Annotated in this window: 15 protein-coding genes; 8 read left to right on the top strand and 7 right to left on the bottom strand. The window is 62.5% G+C overall.

Features of this window, described 5'->3' with window-relative positions; genetic code table 11:
• Positions 1–328 (top strand): IS110 family transposase (locus VR74_RS04435; protein WP_045694741.1); only part of this gene is annotated, 328 nt, incomplete at its 5' end.
• Positions 329–435: 107 nt separating this feature from the next.
• Here VR74_RS04435 and VR74_RS20505 read toward each other — a convergent pair.
• Both VR74_RS20505 and VR74_RS04425 read right to left on the bottom strand, forming a co-directional pair.
• Positions 436–882, bottom strand: coding sequence for a SemiSWEET transporter (locus VR74_RS20505; protein ID WP_299949590.1), 447 nt, complete (start codon positions 880–882; stop codon positions 436–438).
• A 50-nt stretch (positions 883–932) separates the two neighbouring features.
• Positions 933–1472: a hypothetical protein gene (locus tag VR74_RS04425; protein ID WP_045694724.1), complete on the bottom strand. Its 540-nt coding sequence runs from the start codon at positions 1470–1472 to the stop codon at positions 933–935.
• A gap of 150 nt (positions 1473–1622) precedes the next feature.
• Here VR74_RS04425 and VR74_RS04420 point away from each other — a divergent pair, with 150 nt between their 5' ends.
• Positions 1623–3617: a methylmalonyl-CoA mutase family protein gene (locus VR74_RS04420; RefSeq protein WP_045694722.1), complete on the top strand. Its 1995-nt coding sequence runs from the start codon at positions 1623–1625 to the stop codon at positions 3615–3617.
• Positions 3618–3763: 146 nt separating this feature from the next.
• Positions 3764–5173, top strand: a complete 1410-nt coding sequence (gene rimK / locus VR74_RS04415) for a 30S ribosomal protein S6--L-glutamate ligase (protein WP_045694721.1) — start codon at positions 3764–3766, stop codon at positions 5171–5173.
• Here the strand turns inward: rimK and VR74_RS04410 are convergent.
• The 4 genes from VR74_RS04410 to VR74_RS04395 form a co-directional block, all read right to left on the bottom strand.
• A complete protein-coding gene (locus tag VR74_RS04410) occupies positions 5160–6428 on the bottom strand; it encodes a multidrug effflux MFS transporter (protein ID WP_045694720.1) in 1269 nt (422 codons plus the stop codon). The two genes, rimK and VR74_RS04410, sit on opposite strands and share 14 nt — an antisense overlap.
• Before the next feature lie 150 nt (positions 6429–6578).
• Positions 6579–7169: a hypothetical protein gene (locus VR74_RS04405; protein WP_045694718.1), complete on the bottom strand. Its 591-nt coding sequence runs from the start codon at positions 7167–7169 to the stop codon at positions 6579–6581.
• Positions 7170–7402: 233 nt separating this feature from the next.
• Positions 7403–8833 (bottom strand): aldehyde dehydrogenase family protein, encoded by a 1431-nt coding sequence (locus tag VR74_RS04400; RefSeq protein WP_045694717.1) that lies wholly within the window; start codon positions 8831–8833, stop codon positions 7403–7405.
• A 126-nt stretch (positions 8834–8959) separates the two neighbouring features.
• On the bottom strand, positions 8960–10480 hold the full coding sequence (locus VR74_RS04395; protein WP_045694715.1) for a helicase HerA-like domain-containing protein: 1521 nt from the start codon (positions 10478–10480) through the stop codon (positions 8960–8962).
• 159 nt (positions 10481–10639) lie between these two features.
• Here VR74_RS04395 and VR74_RS04390 point away from each other — a divergent pair, with 159 nt between their 5' ends.
• The 5 genes from VR74_RS04390 (at position 10640) to mtgA (ending at position 19777) form a co-directional block, all read left to right on the top strand.
• A complete protein-coding gene (locus VR74_RS04390) occupies positions 10640–11758 on the top strand; it encodes an AI-2E family transporter (protein ID WP_045694714.1) in 1119 nt (372 codons plus the stop codon).
• A 343-nt stretch (positions 11759–12101) separates the two neighbouring features.
• The gene (locus VR74_RS04385; protein WP_045694739.1) at positions 12102–16826 is read left to right on the top strand and encodes an NAD-glutamate dehydrogenase; all 4725 of its coding nucleotides are present in this window, start codon (positions 12102–12104) and stop codon (positions 16824–16826) included.
• A gap of 98 nt (positions 16827–16924) precedes the next feature.
• Positions 16925–17599 (top strand): glutathione S-transferase family protein, encoded by a 675-nt coding sequence (locus VR74_RS04380; RefSeq protein ID WP_045694713.1) that lies wholly within the window; start codon positions 16925–16927, stop codon positions 17597–17599.
• Positions 17580–18719 (top strand): tRNA epoxyqueuosine(34) reductase QueG, encoded by a 1140-nt coding sequence (gene queG, locus VR74_RS04375; protein ID WP_045694711.1) that lies wholly within the window; start codon positions 17580–17582, stop codon positions 18717–18719. The genes VR74_RS04380 and queG overlap by 20 nt, the downstream gene beginning before the upstream one ends.
• On the top strand, positions 18716–19777 hold the full coding sequence (gene mtgA / locus VR74_RS04370; protein ID WP_299949587.1) for a monofunctional biosynthetic peptidoglycan transglycosylase: 1062 nt from the start codon (positions 18716–18718) through the stop codon (positions 19775–19777). The genes queG and mtgA overlap by 4 nt, the downstream gene beginning before the upstream one ends.
• Positions 19778–19798: 21 nt before the next feature.
• Here the strand turns inward: mtgA and VR74_RS04365 are convergent, their stop codons facing one another.
• Positions 19799–20716: an SDR family NAD(P)-dependent oxidoreductase gene (locus tag VR74_RS04365; protein ID WP_045694736.1), complete on the bottom strand. Its 918-nt coding sequence runs from the start codon at positions 20714–20716 to the stop codon at positions 19799–19801.
• Positions 20717–20750 lie beyond the last annotated feature (34 nt).

The following is a 20750-nucleotide window of genomic DNA, read 5'->3' as shown; positions in this document are numbered from 1 at the left end:
CCCCGCCATGTTCAAGTCCGGTCGAGCCTTCTCTGCATGGGTCGGGCTCGTGCCCAGGCAACACTCAAGCGGTGGACGAGAGCGGCTCGGGAGCATCACCAAGAAGGGCAATTCGGAGCTAAGGCGCTTGTTGGTTGCAGGTGCAATGTCGATGATCATCCGAGCAAAGCAACTCGGATTTACGCGCCACCCTTGGCTCAGCCGGTTGCTGGAGCGTAAGCCCATGATGGTTGTCGCAATCGCGATGGCCAACAAGATGGGCCGAATGATCTGGGCCCTGATGGTGAAAGGGGAGAAGTTCAATCCGGCAAAGTTGATGCCGGCATAAGGTCGCCGAGCCGCTAAGGCGCAAAACGAGATTGGTGAGAGCAAAAGGAGGTCATGCAGACCCGTAGGTTCAACAAGTGAGGACAACCCACCTGGGCGCAAGCACCTTCAAGTGCGGGCTTTTGTAAGGGACCTCATCTTGCGGAACGCATGATGGCCAGCGGCATCTGAAAGCCGCCCAAATAGGCCGAACAGATGCCCGCTATCGGCCAAACTGCAAATGACCGCCAAAAAATCTCTTGCCAAGGGGCCGCCGTCCACAGATGCGCCCTGGGCGATGGGCTGAGGGATAGGTCTGCGCGCGGCAATGACTGCTTGTGTCTTCAGGAACAAGATCGTCGCGGCGAGCGCGAGGGTCGCGATATTGGAGAGGATGACCGGAAGACTGGCGATCATCAGGCCGTAGACCAGCCAGGTGACGATTCCCACGGTGAACATTGCGTACATCAGCAGGGAAATGCCATCTGTCTGGCGGGTGCGCAGGATATGCGCGGCCTGCGGCACGAACGAGAACGTGGTGAGTATTGCTGCTAAAAATCCAATGGATTCAGTCATTTGAGGGGAGGCTCCGCCAGGATACGCGCGCTATATACAGCAAGCCTGCGTCAGGAGCGAGCGGAAGTATCGGCCCCGTTATACGGTTCGGCAAACTCGCCCTCAATGATCTCGCCGTCCATGGAGGCTGGGCCCGGTCCGGCCTGATCGTACGCTGCGTTCAGGGCTGACAGGGCCGATCCGACTTCGCGCGTGGCGATGCGGGCGCTGATGGCGTTGGCGGCGAGGGCAAACCCGGTGACGCCGAGAAAAATGGCTGCATCTTCAAGGCCTAAGCTGCGGGCGAGCGATGTGTCGCGGAACAGGGCGAGCATGCCGAGCAGGACGATGAACAGGCCCGCAAGCCCGCCGAGGCGCACGGCGAAGCCGGGCAGGATGGCGGCCAGTGACAGGGGGGCAGGCAATCCGGTGAGCCGGGCAAGGCGGACGCGTTCGACCAGGCTGACGCCAACCATCGCGGCCGCCAGCAGTAAGATCATCAGAAAGCTGCGCTGCATCAGGGCCACAAGGACCACGCCGAACGGGAAGGCGAGCAATGTGGCCAGGCGCAGGCCGAGCGCCAGCTGAAGGGGGGAGGAGGGGTGGTTCAAGGGTGGAGTCCGGGTGCGGCGGGGGTGTGGTGAGTCTGGTCAGATGTGGCCATGATGACACGATAGCACAAGGGCGGGGGTCTGGCCGCTTGCACTCGCGAACGCCACACGGCATGTTGCGCCGCAACAAAACAATTGGGGAGCCCCGGCATGGCCGACACACAGAAACCGATCCAGCACGCGCCGGACGCGCCCTGGATATTCCGGACCTATGCCGGCCATTCGACGGCGCAGAAATCGAACGAGCTGTATCGGGGCAATTTGGCCAAGGGTCAGACGGGCCTGTCCATCGCCTTCGACCTGCCGACCCAGACGGCCTATGACGCCGACCATATCCTGGCACGCGGCGAAGTCGGCAAGGTGGGCGTGCCGGTCAAGCATATGGGCGACATGGCGAAACTGTTCGACCAGCTGCCGCTGGAAGAGATGAACACGTCAATGACGATCAATGCGCCGGCAGCCTGGATGCTGGCCATGTATGTGGCGCTGGCCGATGAGCGCGGCGACGACCGTGCCCAGCTTCGCGGCACGACGCAGAATGACATCGTGAAGGAATATCTGTCTCGCGGCACCTATGTGTTCCCGCCGGAACCGTCGATGCGGCTGATTTCGGACATGGTCAGCTGGTGCTATACCGAAGTTCCAAAATGGAACCCGATGAATGTCTGCTCCTACCACCTGCAGGAAGCCGGCGCGACGCCGGAACAGGAGCTGGCCTATGCCCTCGCGACGGCGATTGCGGTGCTCGACCGGGTGAAAGCCGGGGGGCAGGTTCCGGAATCAGACTTTGAAACCGTATTCGGGCGGATTTCCTTCTTTGTGAATGCGGGTGTGCGTTTCGTTACGGAACTCTGCAAGATGCGGGCCTTCGTGGACCTGTGGGAGGAAATTGGCCGCGAACGCTATGGCGTGACAGACCCGAAGGCGCTGCTGTTCCGCTACGGCGTACAGGTGAACTCCCTCGGCCTGACCGAGCCGCAGCCGGAGAATAATGTCTACCGCATCCTGATCGAGGCGCTGGCCGTGACCCTCTCGAAGCGCGCCCGCTGCCGCGCGCTGCAATTGCCCGCCTGGAACGAGGCCATGGGTCTGCCGCGGCCATGGGACCAGCAATGGAGCCTGCGCCTGCAGCAGATCCTCGCCTATGAGACAGACCTGCTGGAGTTCGAGGACATTTTCGATGGCAGCCATGTGATTGATGGCAAAACCGAGGAGCTGAAGGCGAAGGCCCGCGCCACACTGGCCGAGATCGACGCGCTGGGCGGGGCAACCAATGCCATTACCCATATGAAGGAAAGCCTGGTCGGCGCGCATATCGACCGGATCAAGGCCATCGAGAACGGTTCGCTGAGCGTTGTGGGCGTCAACAAATACACATCGACGGAAGAAAGTCCGCTGGGCACCGGCGATGGCGCCATCATGACGGTCGACCCGGCCGAAGAGGCCGCGCAGGTGCGTGACCTGAAGGAATGGCGCGCGAAACGCGACACTGCGGCGGTTGAGGCGGCGCTGGTCAATCTGAAGGCGGCGGCGGCGAGTTCGGTAAACATCATGGAGCCGTCCATTGCCTGCGCCAAGGCGGGCGTGACGACCGGCGAATGGGGCAGTGTGCTGCGCGAAGTGTTCGGCGAATTCCGTGCGCCGACGGGCGTGGCCATGGTTATCAGCGGGGGCGGCGACGAGGACATCGCGGCGGTGAAGGCCGATGTGGACCGCGTGTCGGAGGCGCTGGGCCGCCGGTTGACCTATATTCTGGGCAAGCCGGGCCTCGATGGCCACTCCAATGGCGCCGAGCAGATTGCGGCGCGCGGGCGCGAAGTGGGCATGGATGTGGTGTATGAAGGCATCCGTTTCACGCCGGCAGAGATTGCGGCGCAGGCGAAAGCGGCCAATGCGCATGTCGTCGGCCTGTCGATCCTGTCGGGCAGCCATCTGGACCTGGTGCGCGAGACGATCGCGGAGCTGCGCAAGGTGGGGCTGGAAAATGTGCCTTTGGTTGTCGGCGGCATCATTCCGCCGGAAGACGCACGCGCCCTCGGCCAGATGGGCGTGACCCGCATCTACACGCCGAAGGACTTCAAGATCACCGGCATCATGGGTGATGTGGTGAAAGTGGTCGAGAAGGCCTGGCTGGCGCCGGCTTAGCATTGCCTTATCCTCCCTCGTAACGCGGGGGAGGTGGGCCCGAATGGGCCGGAGGGGGCGCTTGATGCGCGCGCAAGATTGCGGTGCGCTGCCAACCCGGTTATGGGGCGGCGAATACATACAATTCAGAACAATCAGGAGCCGGCATGGGACAGTTTGAACTCGGCTGGGAAGAATGGCTGGCGCTGCCGGAGCTTGGCCTGCCTGCGATCAAGGCCAAAGTGGATACCGGGGCGAAGACCTCGGCGCTGCATGCCAGCGTGATCGAGCCGTTCGGGCCGAACACCAAGCCGCAGGTGCGCTTCCTGATCCAGCCGGACCCGAACGATCCCGGCCTCGAAGTGACCTGTTCGGCGCGCGTCATCGACCGGCGCGAGGTGACGAGTTCGAACGGCGATACCGAACTGCGTTACGTGATCGAGACCGAGGCCGAGATGGGTGGGCGGCGCTGGCCGATCCAGCTGACCCTGTCGAACCGCGAGAACATGACCTACCGGATGCTGTTCGGGCGCGGCGCCATCCAGCCGGACATGATCGTCAACCCGAACGTCTCGTTCAGCCAGCCCTTGCTGGACTATGCCCGCTATAGCGGCCTGCCGAAGCGCACGCCCGTGAAGCGGCCCCTGCGGATTGCACTTCTGACGCGCGAGCCGAACAATTATTCTTCCCGGCGCCTGATGGAAGCGGCCGAGGCGCGCGGGCACATCATGGAGATGATCGATACGGCGCGCTGTTACATGCAGATCGGGACGATTGATCCGGAAGTGCATTATGACGGCAAGGCGCTGGCACGGTTTGATGCGGTTATCCCGCGCATCGGAGCGTCGATCACCGATTATGGCATGGCGGTGCTGCGCCAATTCACCAATACGGGCGCGTTCTGCCTGAACGGGGCAGGGGCTATCGGGCGGTCGCGCGACAAGCTGCTGGCGCACCAGCTGCTGGCGCGGGCGCAGATCGGCATGCCGATCACAGCCTTTGCGCATAGCCCGAAGGACACCAAGGACCTGATCTCGCTGGCCGGCGGCGCGCCGGTCGTGGTGAAACTGCTGTCTTCGACGCAGGGCAAGGGCGTGGTGCTGGCCGAAACACGCAAGGCGGCCGAGAGCCTTGTCGATGCCTTCCGGGGCCTTGAGGCGAACTTCCTGGTGCAGGAATTCATCAATGAGGCAGCGGGCGCCGATACGCGGTGCTTCGTCATCGGCAACAAGGTGGTTGGCGGGATGAAGCGCCAGGCGGCCAAGGGGGAGTTCCGGTCCAACCTGCATCGCGGCGGCACGGCCAGCGCGGTGAAGCTGACGCGGGCCGAGCGCGATATTGCGCGCGATGCGGCGCGTGTGCTGGGCCTGCGTGTGGCGGGTGTGGACCTGTTGCACACCGATGACGGCCCGAAAGTGCTGGAGGTCAATTCCTCGCCCGGCCTGCAGGGAATCGAAGGCGCGACCGGCAAGGACATTGCAGGCATGATTATCGAACACCTGGAGCGTCAGGTGCGGCCGCTGTCCAAGGTGCGCGAGAGCAATGCCAAGCCGCGCCGCCACATCAACGTGAACTGAACAGCTTGCCCTTCTCGGTGATCAGGACGATCACCAGCGACGCAAGGCCGAGGCAGACGAAGCCCAGCATGAGCGGGACTGTCGTGCCGTCATACCGGCTGGCAATGGCCATGCCGATCAGGCTGGCGACCGTGGTCGTGGCGAAGCCATAGGCAGCAGAGGCCGTGCCCGCGATCTTGCCGAGCGGCTCCATGGCCAGCGCGCTGAAATTCGATCCCATCAGGCCGAAGCAGCCAAAGCAGAGCGCGAAGATCGGGAAGAAGACATAGAGATTGTCTGTCGTGAAATATGTCACCACGGCGAGGATCCCGGCCACGGCGGTAAAGACCAGAAGCGCTGCGTGACTGATGCGGCGCATGCCGACCTTTTCAACAATGCGCGAGTTCAGGAAATTGGCGCAGGCGAGCGTGCCGGCGACACCGGCAAACCAGAGCGCGAACGTTTCCTGTTGTCCGAAGACTTCACGGAAGATCTGTTCGGAGGATGCAATGAAAGCAAACAGCGCGCCGAAGATGACGCCTGAAGCGCACATGTAGCCGAACGTGACGCGTGACTGGATGATCTGCCCGTATGCACTGGCTGCATGGCGGACGCTGAGTGGCTGTCGCGCCGCTTCGGGCAGGGTCTCGGGCAGGCGTATCCAGGTCCAGCTCAGCATGATGATGCCGAAAACGCCCAGCACGACGAATATGCCTTCCCATGGCGCGATGAACAGCACGATCTGGCCAATCCCCGGTGCAAGGATGGGGACGACCATGAAGATGGTCATGACGAGTGACATGAACCGGGCCATCTGGCGGCCGGCGAACAGGTCGCGCACGATCGACACGGCGACGAGACGGCCCCCGGAGGCGAACACGCCCTGCAGGAAGCGCATGACCAGAAGGGCCATGAAATCGCGCATGACGATGCAGGCAAAGGCAGTGACGATATAGCCGACGAGGGCGACGAAAAGCGGTCCGCGCCGGCCAAACCGGTCGGAGATGGGGCCCCAGATGATTTGCGGGGCGCCGAAGCCCAGCACATAGGAGAAAATGATCATCTGCTGGCGATTGTCGCTCTCGGTGCCAGGGGCAGTGAGCCCCACGGCATGGGAGATCTCGTTGAGTGCCGGCAGCATGATGTCGATCCCGAAGGCATTGAGGGCCATCAGGCCGGCAATCATCACGACAAGTTCGCTGCGCCCCGGCACCGGACGCTTTGCGTCCGGCAACACACCCTTTGGCGGAACGGCAGAGGGTTCGGTGTCGGCCATGGACCCGCCTTTCCTTCAGATGCGGTGGGAGAGCAAGGCGCCAATTTGGGTCATGCCTGCGGGCTTGCCTAGGGGCCGGGACAGAAAAACCGGGGCCCTATGTAAACGTCGCCCGGAAGAGGGCGGCGTTCAATACGTTTTCAAGGTCGATCAGGGCTGGGGGCGCTGAATCTGGCTGCCCAGATTGAAGATCACCTGGTCCGCGTCGAAATAGGCCGGATCATCGGGCTTCGGACCCTTGCCCATGATGATTTCTGCCGAGGCGACGTAGCTGGTGATCTCGCGATATTCCTGCGGGCCATCCCAGAAGGGATCGTAATAGCCGAAGCGGGACGCGTAGAATGAACGCGGATAGGCCCATTGGCGGTGGGGATTGTAGAAGTATCCCGCGCGCGGGCCGTAATAGTGATAGTCGAGATAGAAATTGCTGTAGAAGGGCGAGTAGCCTGTGGTCGTCGGCACGACGCGGCTGTCAGCATCCGTGGCGCGCTGGAGGACGCGGAAATGGTCAAACCCGTTCTGCCGGGTCAGCTCTGCCGCGCGAAACAGCATGTAGGTCTCCACCGTCTTGCGGTCTGTCAGGCTGTTGCCGGCAAACTGGACCCGGAAGCGGTTGGCTTCGATCTGCTGTTCCGAGTAACCGCGCTCTGAATCATATGCCGCCTGATAGGGGGTCGCGGTGGTACATGCGACCAGCATGGCGAGGGCAGCAAAGCCGGCGGCAATCTTGGACACGTGCATGGGGCAATCCTCCTCAGAACATCATCTGCTCTATATGTGAGTATATCCTGCATGAATGCCAGTTGAATTGACGGCGGCCAACTGTCCCGGTCGTCGCAGCACAATCACGATTGTGCGATCTGTTCCCGGCAACGCGCTCCGGATCAGCCTCTGTGGCCGGACGGGGGCAGTGCGCATAAAAAAAGGGCGACCCTGCGGGCCGCCCTTGAATGTATCTGGTCCGGACAGCCTGATCAGGCGGCCTTGTAGCCGATGACAGCCTTGGTTTCGAGGAATTCCTCGAAACCGAGTTCGCCCCATTCGCGGCCATTGCCGGATTGGCCGTAGCCGCCGAACGGTGCCGAGAAGTCAGGGCTTGCGCCATTGACGAGGATCTGGCCGGCGCGGATGCGATTGGCCACTTCATGGGCTTCCTTGTCCGGCCCCTGGACATAACCTGCAAGGCCATAGACCGTGTCGTTTGCCATCTCGATGGCGTCTTCCAGCGTGTCATAAGGCAGGATGCAGAGCACCGGGCCGAAGATTTCCTCGCGGGCGATGGTCATCTGGTTGGTGACATTCGCGAAGACGGTCGGGCGGGTGAAGTAACCCTTGTTGAAGCCTTCAGGGCGGCCCGTTCCGCCTGCTACGAGCGTCGCGCCTTCGTCGATACCGGTCTGGATCAGGTCCTGGACCTTCTGGAACTGGTTACCGTTCGAGATCGGGCCAATGGCGCCCGGCGTGGCTTCGCCCGGCATCATCACCTTGACCGATTCAGCTGTCGCCTTGGCAATCGCGATGGCTTCGTCCTGCTGGTCTTTCTGGACGAACATGCGCGATGGGGCGTTACAGGACTGGCCTGTATTCGTCATCATCTGCATGACGCCGCCAGAAACAGCTTTCTTCAGGTCTGCGCTTGGCAGGACAATGTTCGGGGACTTGCCGCCGAGTTCCTGGGCAACACGCTTGACCGTTGGTGCGGCCGCCTGTGCGACCAGCACGCCTGCGCGGGTCGAGCCGGTAAAGCTCATCATGTCCACGTCCGGGTGGGCCGAGAGCACTGCGCCCACGCCTGGGCCGTCGCCATTGACGAGGTTGAACACGCCTTTTGGCACGCCGGCGTCATGCAGGATTTCGGCGAAGATCAGCGCGTCGAGCGGTGCGATTTCAGAAGGTTTCAGCACCATGGTGCAACCGGCGGCAAGGGCAGGCGCCACTTTGCAGGCGATCTGGTTGAGCGGCCAGTTCCAGGGCGTGATGAAACCACACACGCCGATCGGTTCCTTGCGCAGCAGGGTCGTGCCCTTGAGTTCTTCCCATTCATAGCCGCGAAGGATCGCCGCTGTGGTGGCAAAGTGGCCCATGCCGGCAGGAACCTGCGCTGCATTGGCGAGCCACATGGGCGCGCCCATTTCGTCGGAAATGGCGGATGCGAGTTCGGGCAGGCGCTTCTGGATCCCGGCCGCGATCTTGTCGAGCAGGTCAGCGCGGTATTCGACAGAAGTTTGCGAGAAGGAAGGGAACGCGGCCTTGGCGGCGGCGACGGCCTTGTCGACATCGGCCTTCGAGCCGAGCGAGATGCGCGCAAACGGCTCTTCAGTGGCCGGGTTTTCGACCTCGAGTGTGCGGGGCTCCACCGGATCGACCCACTCACCGTTGATGTAGAATTTGAGATAGTCTTTCATGGGCCGGAGCCTCCCTTTGATGTCTATGGTTCTGCCGGGACTATAGGTGACGCGCACGTCACCGGCGAGTCCTGACGCAAAGGAAATCTGGGTGTTAACAGGGAATTCATCAAGGACAGGCGCCGCCTATCGCTTCATTCCGCCCAGAATGCCGCGCAGGATATATCGGGTGAATTCGCGCGAGGCGGTACGGGCGGCCTGCTTTCCGGCGGCCTCAAGCGGCGTCTGGCGCCGGGATCGGGTGGATTTGGTCCGCGCCGTCTTCTTTTCGAGCGCGGCCTTGGTCTTCTCTTCCTTTGCCGCCAGTCTTTCGGCCTGCTCGGCGGCTTCCGCCTCCTTTGCCTCCAGGATTTCGTAGGCGGACTCGCGATCGATGACCTCTTCATATTTTCCGGCGCATGGACTGTTCTTCTGAACGGCAGCGCGTTCGGCAGGCGTGGCGGGCCCGAGGCGGGAGGCCGGCGGGCGGATCATGGTGCGCTGGACCATGGATGGCGCGCTCTTTGTATCGAGGGTCGAGACGAGCGCCTCGCCGGTTCCGAGCTGGGTAATCACTTCTTCAGTGTCGAAGGACGAGTTCGGCCGGAACGACTGGGCCGCCGCGCGCACGCCCTTGCGTTCGGCTGGCGTATAGGCGCGCAGGGCGTGCTGCATCCGGTTGCCAAGCTGGGCGAGGACGCTCTCGGGCAGGTCACGCGGGTTCTGGGTGACGAAGAAAACGCCGACTCCTTTCGACCGGATCAGGCGGACGACCTGCTCGACCTTTTGAAGCAGGGCCGGTGGCGCATCGTTGAACAGGAGGTGGGCTTCGTCAAAGAAGAAGACGAGCTTCGGCTTGTCCGGGTCGCCGACTTCGGGAAGCTGCTCGAAGAGTTCCGACAGGAGCCAGAGCAGGAAGGTGGAATAGAGTTTGGGGCTGTTGATCAGCCGGGTAGCGTCGAGGACGTTGATGTAGCCGCGTCCGTCCTGCGTGGTGCGCATGAGGTCTGCCAGTTCGAGCGCCGGTTCGCCGAAGAAATGTTCTGCGCCCTCGCGCTCGAGCATCAGCAGGTTGCGCTGGACCGCGCCGAGGGATGCGGCAGCGACATTGCCGTATTCCTGGCTGATCTCGTCGCGAACCTCCTTTTGCGACAGGTGGAGAAGCAGTTTGCGCAGGTCTTTCAGGTCGAGCAGGAGAAGGTTGTTGTCGTCGGCGTATTCGAACGCGATGTTGAGTACGCCTTCCTGCGCATCGGTAAGTCCCATCAGGCGCGACAGGAGGAGGGGGCCCATTTCGGAAATCGTGGCGCGGATGGGGTGGCCGTTCTCACCGAAGACGTCCCAGAAGATGGTGGGTGAAGCATAGTAGCCGTAATCCTCAAGGCCGATGAGCTGCGCGCGGGCGACGAGCTTTTCGTGCAGCTTGTTGTCGGCGCTTCCAGGCACGCAGATTCCGGACAGGTCGCCCTTCACATCGGCGCAGAAGACCGGGACGCCCGCATCGGAAAAGCCCTGGGCGAGGATCTGCAGGGTAACCGTCTTGCCGGTGCCGGTCGCGCCCGCCACGAGGCCGTGACGGTTGGCCACTTTCAGCAGCATGTCCTGAGCGGCATTTGGGGTGCCGGTTCCGTCCGCGTCTGCGCCGCCGATGAATAATGAGTCCGTCATGCTGGCCAAATCTCCCCTGATTGCGGCGGAACGCTAGTGGTTTCGCAGGATTCGGCAAGGGGGCGGCTGAGCTTGGCCCCCGACTTTAGAAAGAGGCAGAAATGCGTCTTGACGCCAAGGCAGGCTGCTCGCAACCTGCAGCAGCTTTTAGGGGCTTGCATGGATCGCGCGACGAAAACCGGTATCTGGATCATTGCCACAGGCGTGATCGTGGCCTTTCTCTATGTTGGCCGCGGCATTCTCTCCACGTTTGCCATGGCCGTGTTCCTGTTTCTCGTGATGGAAGGCTTTGCGACTGCGATCGACAACTGGTCGCATACGATGCGCAGGGGGGCCGCCAGGGCCATTGCGGTGCTGACCGTGCTGGGCGGGTTCGTCGGATTTATCGCCCTGATGGCCCACGGCATGTCGCAATTCGGGCGCGACGCCGCCGAGTATGAGGAGAAGATCAACGCGCTGATCCGGGAAGCCTATGGCCTCGTCAACATGAGCGACGCGCCGACCTTGACCCATCTCCTGTTCAACGCCCAGGGCCAGCGCTTTTTTGCGACCATCGCCAACGCGACAGGTGACCTGTCTGCGGACCTGGTGCTGATCTTCATCTATGTCGCGTTCCTGTTCATTGCCCAGTCGGGCTGGACGCGGAAGCTGGACAACATCTTTCCGGAACACGAGCAGCGTGCGCAGGTGCGCGGGATCGGCGATGAGGCGCGTCGCAGCATCGAGACTTATCTGTGGACCCAGACGGTCATCTCGGCACTGATCACGGCATTGACCTATATTTCACTGCTTCTGCTGGGCGTGCAGAACGCGATCTTCCTGGCGGCCCTGATCTTCGTGCTGAACTATATTCCAACCGTCGGCTCGATCGTCGCCGCGCTCGTGCCGCCACTGTTCGCGCTGGTCCAGCCGGATGTGCCAGCCTGGATACCGGTGGCCGCTCCGCAGAATACATACGTATATGCCGCCATCGTGTTCGGTATTGTCAGCTTCTGGCAATTCTCGATCGGCAATTTCATCCAGCCCCGGATGATGGGCGAATCGCTGAACTTGTCCGCTCTGATTGTATTGCTGGCGCTTGCTATCTGGGGGGTGCTGTGGGGCATTCCCGGGATGTTCCTGTCGGCGCCTCTGACTGTGTTGATGATGATCCTGTTTGCGCAATCGGATGGGACCAGATGGATCGCGATCCTGCTTTCGGCCGACGGAAACCCGCAAGGGAAGGGCGGGCAACCAGTCGCAGTTCCAACTGCCAAAGATCATGGTGAAATGATTTGAAGTATGGCATCCGGCCAACTTCAGAAGAACATCGTCCAAGGTTTCGCATTCAGGGCAGTGAAGCCTTCATGATTTGTAATGTACCAATGACAGAAGGTATCCTTGCTTATCCAGAGTGAGAACCGAAATAAGAGATCAGGCCTCCGCGTGCGTCCCCCCACCCAGCCTGCGGAACGCCTGTAGGGCCCGTCGGACACGTCCCCGTTCGGCGGGCCCGCTTATTTTCAGGCGGTGCCAAATGCGATCTGGCCAACTGGTTTCGTTTGCAACAAGCCATTGATGGTGCTGTCGGCTCAGGCTAGACCAAACTGAGTCTCCTCCATTGCTGCGCGAGCCCTTTCCGATGTCCCGAACCCTCACCAAGACCGACCCGCTCCAGCAAGTTCTGGAGCAGGTCAAACAGGAATCCAGCAATGAGGACCTGACCGGCCTGACGGGGGGCGATATCCGCCGCCTGGCGACGGACATGTGGACATGGGCCAGTGCTGTCCCGCCGGGCAAGCAGGACGCCCGGGTCGTGGTTGAGCCGGAGGGTGAGGCAGGACCGCTGCCGCGCGCCATCCTCGAGGCAGCCGGTCCCGATATGCCCTTTCTGGTCGATTCGATGCTCGCGGAGTGCGCCGCTGCGGGACACGAGGTCAAAACCCTGTTTCACCCCATCGTGAAGCTGGACGACGGGCAGCGCGTTTCGGTCATCCAGATTCACCTGCCGCTGGTGACCGCTGCCGAAGCCAGAAAGCTGTCGCAGGAAGTTCGCAAGACGCTGTCATCGGTGCAGGAAGTTGTCCGTGATTTCGAGCCGATGAAGGCGCGGATGCGGGCCGAGATTGACGGCATCGCGCAACTCAAGACGCTTGCCTATGATGATACGCGCGAGACCATCGCTTTCCTCGAATGGTTGCTTGAGGAGCATTTCGTTTTCCTGGGCTGCCGGGAATACCATTTCGAGACAGATGCGAATGGCCGGGTGCTGCCCGAAGAGCCGATCATGGTCGAGGGGTCGAACCTCGGTATCCTGCGTGACGAGCAGTTGAACGTGTTGTCGCGTGACAGCGAACCATTGGTCTTGACGCCCGAAATCAGCGACCTGCTGGCCGAGCCGTTCCCGATGTTCGTGGCCAAGTCGACCCTGGTCAGCCGCGTGCACAGACGGGTCAAATGCGACTACATCGGCATCAAGAAGTATGATGCGGACGGGAAGGTGAATGGCGAGGTGCGTTTCCTTGGTCTGTTCACGGCTGAGGCCTATGACGAAACCGCGCGCTCCATTCCCTTCGTTCGCCGCCGGGTGAAGAAGGTGATCGAGGCATCTGGGGCGACACCGGGCGGGCATACGGAGAAAACCGTTGCCAACCTGCTGGAAACCTGGCCGCGCGATGAATTGTTCCAGACCCATTCACGCATGCTGGCGCCGATGATCATCGGGGCCATGCACCTGGTCGGCCGCCCGCGCACCCGCCTATTCCTGCGCCGCGACCAGTTCGACCGGTTCGTCACGGCCATCGTTTTCGTGCCGCGTGAGGCCTATGATACGGCGTTGCGCCTGCGGATCACCGACGTCCTGACGCGCGCCTTTGCGGGATCGCTTGTCAAGTTCCAGCCCTATTTCGACACTGGCCCCTTGGCCCGCGTTCATTTCGAGATTTCACTCGACCGCAATCATCCCCAGCCGGACCTGGACGTGCTTGAGAACGAAATTGCCGAGCTGGCCCGCACATGGGATCAGGGGTTCCGGCAGGCATTGATGGAAAGTCCGCTGGCCGACACGGACCGCGAAGGCGCGCGCGCCTTTATCGGTGCATTCAACGCCGCCTATCGCGAGGCGTTCACGCCTGAGGAAGCCTTGCGCGATGTGACCGCCATGGCGCAGCTGCATTCCGACACACCTGTCCTCGCCCGCGCCTTCCGGGCCGACGGCGATGATGCCGACAAGCTCCGCGTGAAGATCTACGCCCGCGAAGGCAGCATTCCGCTGTCGCGCTGTGTACCCGTGTTCGAGCACATGGGCCTGTTCGTGAATTTCGAGACGGGCTACCCGATCCGGCCGACTGAAAAGCCGGCAGCGGATGCGCCGGATATTTACTGGGTGCATTCGCTGTCCATGCGGTCGGTCGACGGCTCGCCGGTTGACCTCGGCACGCTGGCGCACGGGTTCGAGGATGCCTTTGTTGCGGTGTGGGGCGGCCTGACAGAGAATGACGGCTTCAACCGCCTTGTGCTGACGGCCAGCGCAAGCTGGCGCGAAGCGGCCCTGTTGCGCGCACTGTCTGCCTATCGCCGCCAATCCGGCCTCGAACAGCCCCAGGAGGTGCAGGAAGGCGCGCTGGCGAACCATCCCAAAATTGCCCGTCTGCTGCTTGACCTCTTTGCTGCCCGGTTTGATCCTGCCGCCCATAATACACTGAACGCGCGCCGTGCGGCGGCCGACAGTATCCGCGCGTCCATCGAGACTGCATTGCGCGATGTTGCGGCACTGGCCGATGACCAGATACTCCGGCGTCTGACGGATTTGATTGGCGCCGTGCAGCGGACGAACTTCTACCAGGTTGATGAAAACGGCCATCCCCGGCCGTTCATCAGCATCAAGGTGGCCAGCCGCGAACTGGAAGACCTGCCAGAGCCAAAACCCTATCGGGAAATCTTCATGTCGAGCCCGCAGGTTGACGGGGTTCACCTGCGCTTTGGGCCGGTTGCCCGCGGCGGACTGCGCTGGTCTGACCGCCCATCGGATTACCGCACCGAAGTCCTGGGTCTCGTAAAGGCCCAGCAGGTCAAGAACGCGGTCATCGTGCCGGTGGGTTCCAAAGGCGGGTTCTTCCCGAAGCAGCTGGCCGACCGGTCGAATCGCAATGCGTGGTTTGAAAGCGGACGCGACGCCTACAAGCAGTTCATCACGGCACTGCTCGGCGTGACGGACAACCTTGACGGGGCGAAGGTCATCCACCCGGACAATACGGTCATATGGGACGGGGAAGACCCCTATCTCGTCGTCGCTGCCGACAAGGGCACGGCGACCTTCTCCGACACCGCGAATGCCATCAGCGAGGCACACGGATTCTGGCTGGGCGATGCGTTCGCGTCCGGCGGCTCGGTCGGGTACGACCACAAGAAAATGGGTATCACTGCGCGCGGTGCGTGGGAGGCGGTCAAGCGCCACTTCCGCGAACTGGGCAAGGACATCCAGACCGAACCCTTCACGGTCATCGGCGTTGGCGACATGAGCGGCGACGTGTTCGGCAACGGCATGCTGCTTTCACCCGAAACCCGGCTGGTGGCGGCGTTCAACCATATGCACATCTTTCTTGACCCCAATCCTGGCGACTCGAAGACGAATCTCGCCGAGCGCCAGCGCCTGTTTGACCTGCAGGGATCGTCATGGGCGGATTATGATACCAAGCTGATTTCGAAAGGCGGCGGCGTGTTCGCGCGTTCAGCCAAGTCAATCAGGCTGAGTGATGAGGCCAAGGCGCTGACCGGATTGTCGAAAGATGCGGTGACGCCGGATGAACTGATCCATGCCCTGCTGAAAGCGGAAACCGACCTGCTCTGGTTCGGCGGCATTGGCACCTATGTGAAGGCAAGCACCGAGACCCATGCCGAGGCAGGCGACCGTTCGAGCGATGCATTGCGCGTCAATGGACGGGAACTGAAGGCAAAAGTCATCGGCGAAGGCGCCAATCTCGGCATGACGCAGGCGGGGCGTATCGAATTCGCGCTGAGCGGCGGGCGCATCAATACGGATGCGATCGACAACTCGGCGGGCGTCGACAGTTCCGACCATGAGGTCAACATCAAGATTCTCGCTGCGGAGGCCATACGCCTGAAATCGCTGAAAGCGAAGGATCGCAATGCGCTGCTGGCCGAGATGACGGATGATGTGGCGGCGCACGTTCTGCGCCACAATTACGACCAGACCGGTGCACTGACGCTCGCCGAATCCACAGCCGCCGGTGACCATGATGCGCTCGAACGCCTGATGGCCTATCTCGAAGAGCGCGGTGTCCTGAACCGGGCGCTCGAAGGCCTGCCCAGCTCATCGCAGATGCGTGTGCGCCAGGAGGCCGGCCAGTGGCTGACACGGCCGGAACTGGCCGTGCTGCTGGCCTGGACCAAGATCGTTCTGATCGATGACGTGGTCGCGTCGGATATTCCGGATGACCCGTATTTCGAAACCGTCCTGAAGTCCTACTTTACCCGCCCGATAGACAGGTATGAAGACGCCATCCTCAATCACCGGCTGAAGCGGGAAATCATCGCGACCGTGATTGCCAACCGGGCGCTCGACATGGCCGGCCCCGTGCCCTTGCTGCGCCTGCGCGAAATGACTGACAATGAGAACGCAGCCATTGTTCGCGGTCTTGAGGCATCCCGCGCCGTGCTGGATTTCGGATCCTTCTGCCGGGAAGTCGAGGCGCTCGACAACAAGGTTGGTGCAGACCTGCAAACGGACATGCGCATACAGGCCATGCAGGCAATGAGCGAGGCGGCTGCATGGTATGTGCGGTTCATGCCGGGCGTTTCCGTAGGCGAGGCCGTTTCCCGGACACACGCGCCGCTGAACGAATTCAAGACCGCGCTCTCAACTGTGCATTCCCCGTTCCCTGCGGCAAGGATCGAGCGCGCGGCCCGTGGCTTCGTGAAGCGCGGCGCGCCCGAAGCACTGGCACGGTGGACCGCAGCGATGAGCCATTTCTCGCAGGGTCTCGTCGTCATCGACCTTGCCAAGACGGCCTCTGTTGACGTGCCCAAGGCAGGATCGGCGTTCTATGCCATTGGCGATTCCCTGCGGCTGGATCGCCTGCGGGCATCGGCACGTGAAGGCCTGGCCAAGGCGGGCTATTGGGATCGCGTGGCCGGACGGCGCCTGGTCAGTGAGCTGGTGCGCCTGCAGGCCAGCGCCGCGCAGGAAGCGATTGCGAGCGGCGGCGTTGATGTCTGGCTCAGCGAGCGCACCGACGCCCGCCGTCACCTGCTGACGACGCTTGGCACCCTGACCAAGGGCAAGGACTGGTCGTTCGCGAAATTCACGCTGTCGACCGATGCCGTGCGGCAATTCATGGGACGGTAAGAGCTGGCGAGTTATACACAGGGCCGGAGCGCAGGTGACGGCAGCCGCAAAGGCTTTGCTTAACAGGCGCGATAAGCCTGCTATGAGTGAACGCCATCATGAAACGGCTCTATCATTGGCCTCTTGATCCAGCCGGACGGCTGGTGCGTCTCGTTCTCGGAGAGAAGGGCGAAGCATTTGAGTCGTATGCTTCTGCGCCCTGGGCGCCCCATCCGGATGTGGCGGCCCTCGCACATGGCGCTGTCGCGCCCGCACTGGTCGAAACCACGCCAGCCGGAAAGCTGTTTGCCTGCGGGACGCGCGCGATCTGCGAGCAGCTCGAAGAGCTTCAGCCGGCACCGGCGCTGTGGCCCACAGACCGCAATGAGCGCGCAGAGGCGCGGCGTCTCTGGGCCTGGGTCGAGGCGGGGTGTGAAGAGGTGACAGACAAGCTGCTGACAGAGCGCGTGATGCAATGGGTCCGGCGGGACCGCCAGCCGGATTCGGAAAAGCTGCGCCGGGGCGCGCATGCCTTGCGGGGGCGGCTGACATTCCTGAACGGCATGGTGGAACTGAATGGCAATCTGGCTGGTCGGACGCTGTCGATTGCAGACCTGTCGGCTGCGGCGCACCTGTCGGCCTATGACTATTTCGGCGATGTCGAGTGGGATGCCGTTCCGGACCTGAAGACCTGGTATGGCCGGATCAAGTCCCGCCCGAGTTTCCGCCCGCTGCTGGGTGACCGCATCGACGGGACCCGGCCGGTGGCCCATTATGCCAACCTCGACTTCTGATCCCCTCGCCGGTTCGCCCGAAGCCTTCCTGAAAGAGACGGCGCGCGCGCTCGGCTTTGACAGCGTGCGTATCGCCCGTGCCGATGAGCCCTGGGCGGCAGGCGAGCGGCTGGAGACCTTTGTCTCGGAAGGCCGTCATGGCCAGATGGAATGGATGGAAACGACGCTGGAGCGGCGCAAGGCCCCGACAGCCATGTGGGCGCATGCGAAATCAGCTGTCGTTGTGGCGCTGAATTACGGGCCGGGACTCGATCCGATGGAGATGCTGGCCGAGCGCAGCCTTGGCAATATTTCAGTCTATGCCAGGGGCAAGGATTATCACGACCTGCTCAAGTCACGCCTGAAACAGCTGGCGCGCGCCTTCGTGTCGGAGACCGGCGCGGAGGTGAAAGTCTTCGTTGATACGGCGCCGCTGATGGAAAAGCCGCTGGCGGCAAAGGCCGGCATGGGCTGGCAGGGCAAGCATACGAACCTGGTCAGCCGCGAGCTGGGCTCCTGGTTTTTCCTCGGCGTGATGCTGACTGAAGCCGAACTGGTTCCGGATATGGCGGAAACCGACCATTGCGGGTCTTGCCGGGCCTGCCTTGATGTTTGCCCCACCGCGGCCTTTCCCGCGCCCTACCAGCTCGATGCGCGCCGGTGCATTTCCTACCTGACCATTGAGCATGCCGGACCGATTCCGCGTGAATTCCGGCGGGCGATGGGCAATCGCATATATGGCTGTGACGATTGCCTGGCGGTTTGCCCGTGGAATAAGTTTGCCGCTGCGGCCTCGGAGTCGGCATTGCATGCGCGGGTGGAACTGAAAGCGCCTGGCCTCGATGAACTGGCAGCACTGGACGATGCCACGTTCCGTGACGTGTTTTCCGGTTCGCCAGTCAAGCGCAGCGGCCGCAACCGGTTTGTGCGCAATGTCTGCATTGCCATCGGCAATTCGGGCGACAGGCAGCTTGTCCCACCGCTGCTGCGCCTGCTCGACGATACGGCGCCGGAGGTGCGCGGGGCAGCGGTATGGGCGCTCAGCCGTCTTGATCCTGACAGATTTCAGACCGAGAAGTCTGAGCGCCGGGATCGCGAGCGTGATCCGGGCGTTGTGGCGGAATGGGACGAAGCAGCATGACGGTTGGAACAGGCGGCAAGGGACCAGTGCGCGTTTGGCTCGGGCGGCTGGTAAAGCTGGCCGCTGGCCTGTTCGTGGCCTTGCACCTGTATGCGGCTGCGCTGATCTTCCTGCCCGTGCCCGGCACGATCCTGATGGTGCAGCGGGCGGCAGGCGGCGAAACGATCCGCCGGGACATCACCCCGCTCGAAGACATTTCCCCACATCTTGTCAGCGCCGTGATTGCCGCAGAGGACACGCGCTACTGCGAGCATCACGGCATTGATCCGGATGCCATCGAGAAGGCGATCGACGAATATCAGCGCGGAAAGAAAGCGCGTGGCGCGTCGACCATTACCCAGCAAACAGCCAAGAACGTGTTCTTCTGGAATGGCGGCGGCGCGCCGCGCAAGGCCGGTGACATGTGGATGGCGACATTCATTGATCATGCCTGGGGCAAGCGGCGCGTGATGGAAGTCTATCTCAATGTCGCTGAATGGGGGGATGGCATCTTCGGAGCGGAAGCAGCTGCGCAGGCGCGCTTTGGCAAATCTGCAGCAGCATTGACAGAACGCGAAGCCGCCTTGCTGGCGGCCGTACTGCCCAGCCCGAACAAGTGGCGGGTTGATCCGCCGGGGCCATATGTCTCCAGCCGTGCCGGCACCCTTCAGGCGCGCATGCGCGTTGTGCGCAATCAGGGGCTGGATGCGTGCGTGTTCGGCGACAAGCGACCTGCGCCGCTACCGCCCGTCAAAGGCACTCCGCCGCCGCCACCCGAGGTGATGCCGGACCTGCCGCCTGAGCCGGCGCCGGTGCCGGACGAGAGCGGTCCGGCCCCTCAAGTCGGGGGCGATGACCCGCTGAGCGAAGTGCTGGATGCAGCGGACGAGTCCTTCGCGCAACCCGCGCCGGAGGTGACCGAAGAGCCTGAGCCCTTCACCATGCCCGAGGACGTGCCTGCCTCGCCATCAGGGCCCGGGACTGATGCGCCCGGCGAACCGTCCGGCCCCGTGGACCTGCGTCCGCGCGACGACATCGTCGTTGATCCTGAACCTGCGGCGGACGACCCACCCCAATAGGGCGGGTCGCCGCGGCGGTGCCTAGACCGGGTCGTAGGGGAAGACGCTGGCCGATGCACCGAGATCGGTGAAGCTGCCCTGCATGGCAGGGAAGGCGTTGTCGATCAGGCTGTCAGGTGTCCAGCCTTCCATACGGGCGAGCGATTTGACCGGCCGGGGCTGGTCACAGAGGATCACTTCATTCCCGCGCACGATGAAAATCTGGCCGCTGACATGCTTGGCCTTGTCGGCGCACAGCGCGACGGCCAGTTGGGCCACCTGGTCAGCGCGCATGGAATTCTTGATCCGCTCGACACGCTGGGCGCCGGCCTCATCCTTGACCGGGATGGAGGCGATCATGCGGGTCCATGCGAAAGGTGCGATGACGTTGGAGCGGACATTCTTGCGTTCGCCTTCCATGGCGATGATGCGCGAGAGGCCGACAATGCCCATCTTGGCGGCGGCATAGTTGGCCTGGCCAATATTGCCGATGATGCCGGATGTGGACGTAAACAGCACGAAGGCCCCGCTTTCCTTTTCGCGGAACAGCTCGATGGCTGCGCGCGTGACATTGAAGCTGCCGCGCAGGTGCACGTCGATGACACTGTCCCAGTCATTTTCGCTCATCTTGTGGAACATGCCGTCGCGCAGGATGCCGGCCGGGTTGATGATGGCGTCGAGCGAGCCGAACGTGTCCTTCGCCTGTTCGACCATGCCTTCGACGGCGCGCATGTCGGTGACGCTCTCCGAATTTGACACGGCCTCGCCGCCCGCCGCGCGGATTTCGGCGGCGACTTTCTCGGCCGGTCCGGCGTCACCCTCGTCACCGCCCGTGAGACCGCCGCCGAGATCGTTGACAACCACTTTGGCACCCTCGCGTGCCGCGAGCAGCGCGGTCTCGCGCCCGATACCGTTGCCGCCGCCTGTGATGAGTACTGTTTTGCCTTCAAGCACGCCCATGATTGCCATTCCTTTGCAGTTTCGATGTGATTGA

It is taken from the genome of Hyphomonas sp. BRH_c22 (genome assembly GCF_000961795.1).
Classification (GTDB): Bacteria; Pseudomonadota; Alphaproteobacteria; order Caulobacterales; family Hyphomonadaceae; genus Hyphomonas.
This window is presented reverse-complemented; position numbering and strand designations above follow the sequence as displayed.